The following is a 2916-nucleotide window of genomic DNA, read 5'->3' on the forward strand; positions in this document are numbered from 1 at the left end:
TCACTGGAGACCGTCAGACGGTGGCGGTCGCCGGCTTCAGGGTGCCGGGGGCGGGAAGCTTGGGAGCGCCCGGGAACAGCTCTTCGAAGGTGCCATGCATGATGCGATCCTTGACATTCTGGGCGACGCTGTCGAACAGGTTGTGCAGGGTGACCTGCGTGTGGCCGTAGGTGCCCTCCATGTGCGGGTAGTCGCTGCCCCACATCACGTTGTTGTAGCCCATGCCGGTCATGGCGGCGACAGCCGACTCGTCGTGCTGGAACGACGCGTACACCTGGGAGTAGATGATTTCCTTCGGGGTGCGCTTCAGCTTGGGCCGCACTGCCATCGAATGCTGGCGGTAGCCCTCTTCCATGCGATCGGCGACGAACGGCACCCAGGTTGCGCCACCTTCGGAGACGAGGACCTTCAGGTTGGGGTGACGATCCAGTGCGCCCGAGGCGACGAGCTTCATCACGGCGCGCTGGCCGCCGAAGGTGGTCTCGGTGTAGTTGAGGACCGCACCGCCGGGGCCACGGTAGGTGGCGCCAGGAGCACCGCCCGTCGAGAAGTCGATGGGCTCGGTGCCGATGTGGAACGAGATGACCATTCCGATGTCCTCGGCGAGGGCCCAGAAGGGCTCCCACTCGTCGCGGTTGTAGTCCTTCTGCAGCGGGTGCGGGGAGACCGGTATGAAGACGGCCTTGTAGCCGATTTCGCCGCAGCGCTTGAGTTCGTCGCACGCGTCCTGGATGTCGAGCGTCGAAACCTGGGCGGTGGGGATCAGGCGCGGCGAGTAGTCCATGATCGTTTCCTTGGCCCAGTCGTTGGACACGCGCAGTGCCTCACGCAGGACCTTCGGGGTGCGGAACGAGCTGGACCACATGCCCAGCGACGGGAAGATGAGCTCGGTCCAGATGCCCTCTTCGTCGAGATCCTTCAGGCGCAGTTCGACGTTGCTGGCGCCCGGCGCGCGGTGGCTGGCGGCGTAGAACTCTTCCTGCGAGATGCTGGGGAGTCGGCGGCGGAACGCCTGGCCGTCGACGAAGACGGTCTCCCACTTGCCGTCGGCGTCCTTCTCGGAACGAGGGACGAGATCGGCCAGATCCTTGGGCAGGCGCGAGCGCCACAGATCGTCGGGCTCGAGGAAGTGCGAATCACCGGAATTGGCCCACAGCTTCTCGGACACTTTGGTCTCCATTCGTTTGTACGGGTGTGACGGCTGGGTACCGAGCGGGCTGATTCTGCTGGTACCGGAATATGTTGGTAGAAATTCTAGAACGTTATTTTAGGATGTACAGTGATTATTGCCACGCGGAGGGCGGGAAGTCAACCCCAGGCGGTGCGACAACGGAGGAACGATGCTGCAGAGCAAGGGGCGCACACGTGCCCGCACATGGACGAGTACGTCCGCGACGAAGGAGAAGGTGCTCGACGCGGCCGTCGAGGTCTTCGGCGAACGTGGATTCACTGCGGCGACCATGGCCGAGATCGTCGAGCGCTCGGGCGTCAGTGTCGGCAGCATCTACCACCATTTCGGTGGGAAGTCCGAAGTCTTCAACGCGATCTGGGAGGACTTCGTCGGCTTGCTACGCGGTCGAGTCGACGAAGTTGTGCAGGCGGCCCGACTGGAGGGGGAAACCGACGGCTTCGAGCTGTTCGTCCTCGGAACCCGCGAATACCTCTCGCTGATATGGGAAAACCGTGTGCAGGCCCGCGTCATCGCGATGGGAGACACCCCACCCGGATTCGACGCGCAGCGCCGCAGGGCGAGCCGGGTCGGCGGCGACAGCGAGATCGCGATACTAGGACTCGGACCGACGCGCAGGGAGCGACTGTTCGGCGACTTCCTCATCGCGATGCGCAACGAAACCACGATCGCGTTGTTCGGAACCTCGACCGAGGCCGAGGCCGAGGCTTTGATCGACGAAACGGAAAAGTACTTCCGGCGGCTCCGCGTCGACTCCTGAGTTCACATTGCTCTCGAGTTCATACGGCAAAGGGCGGGCAACGGTTTCTCGAACCGCCGCCCGCCCTTACCGTTTGCCTTCGTTCAGGCAGTCACGAGCCGGCGGCGGTGGTATGACACCGAGCCGTCGAGGAGTTCGTCGACCTTGATGCGACGAATCAGCAGGTGCACGTCGTGCTCCCACGTGAATCCGATGCCGCCGTGTACCTGCAGCGCGGTCTGTGCGGTGGTGCTGGCACCTTCGCCGGTGAATGCTGCCGCCGCGGACACCGCGCGGGTGCGGGAGTCGGCATCGTCGCCGTCGAGGGCAACGGCGGCGGCCCACAGCGCGGCGCGCGAGGCTTCGACCGACAGGGCCATGTTCGCGCAGTGATGCTTGATTGCCTGGAAGCTCGCGATCGGTTTGTCGAACTGGGTGCGCTGTCCGGCGTATTCGACCGTGACATCGACCAGCCGGGCTGCCGCGCCAAGTGCGTCCAGGGCCCGGAATGTGGCGAGTTCGTCGTGCAGGAGCGCGACGGTGCCAGGCTGCAGCGCCGACCATGTGCCCTCTTCGAGGACGACGTCCATTTCGGCCACCGACCACGAGCGGGTCAGGTCGAGGGTCTCCAGGGTGCGGACGGTTACCGTGTCGACGGGCAGCACTGCGGCGACTTCGGTGCCGGTTTCGGTGGTTGCGACGACCAGGATGCTGTGTGCGTCGATCAGCCCGGTCGTCGGAGCCGTCGTGCCGTTCAAGCGAAGCGTTGCGCCGTCGATCTGCGCGTGCAGCGCGGAGTTCTCGAGGGAGGCGAGCGCCGGCACCACGAGCTGAGCGCCGGATTCGGCGGCCACGAAGGCGGGGTGGTCGAGCTGTTCCAGGAGTCGCGCCGCGACCGCGAGTTCTGCGACCGGCAACGGACTGCCCGCGCGGCCGTGCTCTTCGACGAGCACCGCGAGGTCGACGTGGGTGCCGCCCATGTCTGCGG

Annotated in this window: 3 protein-coding genes; 1 reads left to right on the forward strand and 2 read right to left on the reverse strand. The window is 65.3% G+C overall.

The features are described 5' to 3' along the window. Positions 1-13: 13 nt before the first annotated feature. On the reverse strand, positions 14-1168 hold the full coding sequence (locus WAW17_RS30810) for an amidohydrolase family protein (RefSeq protein ID WP_422336629.1): 1155 nt from the start codon (positions 1166-1168) through the stop codon (positions 14-16). 172 nt (positions 1169-1340) lie between these two features. Here WAW17_RS30810 and WAW17_RS30815 point away from each other — a divergent pair, with 172 nt between their 5' ends. Then, positions 1341-1949, forward strand: coding sequence for a TetR/AcrR family transcriptional regulator (locus tag WAW17_RS30815; protein ID WP_422336630.1), 609 nt, complete (start codon positions 1341-1343; stop codon positions 1947-1949). A gap of 83 nt (positions 1950-2032) precedes the next feature. On the opposite strand, the gene WAW17_RS30820 is transcribed toward WAW17_RS30815, so the two are convergent. Next, positions 2033-2916: acyl-CoA dehydrogenase family protein (locus WAW17_RS30820; RefSeq protein WP_422336631.1), on the reverse strand; the 884-nt coding region annotated here is incomplete at its 5' end.

The organism is Rhodococcus sp. (in: high G+C Gram-positive bacteria), from assembly GCF_049286785.1.
Taxonomy (GTDB): domain Bacteria; phylum Actinomycetota; class Actinomycetes; order Mycobacteriales; family Mycobacteriaceae; genus Rhodococcus_F.